Annotated in this window: 1 pseudogene; it reads right to left on the bottom strand. The window is 46.1% G+C overall.

From position 1 onward, the window contains the following. Nucleotides 1–280, bottom strand: a pseudogene (locus tag B4920_RS26110) (DNA polymerase IV); the annotation flags it as partial.

Here is a 280-nt window from a genome sequence, read left to right as displayed (position 1 = left end):
TTTGTATATCGCCGCAAGTATTTAACCCCAAAGAGGAAAGTTTTTCTGCGGTGACTTTCCCCACACCGGGGATCTTACGTAGGGATAAGGTTTTAATGAACTCAGGAACCTTGTCGGGCGAAATAACATACAAACCATTAGGTTTATTTAAGTCAGAGGCCACCTTGGCGAGGAATTTAACAGGAGCAACGCCAGCCGAAGCAGTAAGCCCTGTTTCGGCCAAAATATCATGGCGAATCGCTTCAGCAATCAGAGTTGCAGAGCCCTTAAACAGCTTGCA

The organism is Zoogloea sp. LCSB751, assembly GCF_002028455.1.
GTDB lineage: Bacteria > Pseudomonadota > Gammaproteobacteria > Burkholderiales > Rhodocyclaceae > Zoogloea.
The sequence above is the reverse complement of the archived record's forward strand: the minus strand, read 5'-3'. Positions and strand labels throughout refer to the sequence as shown.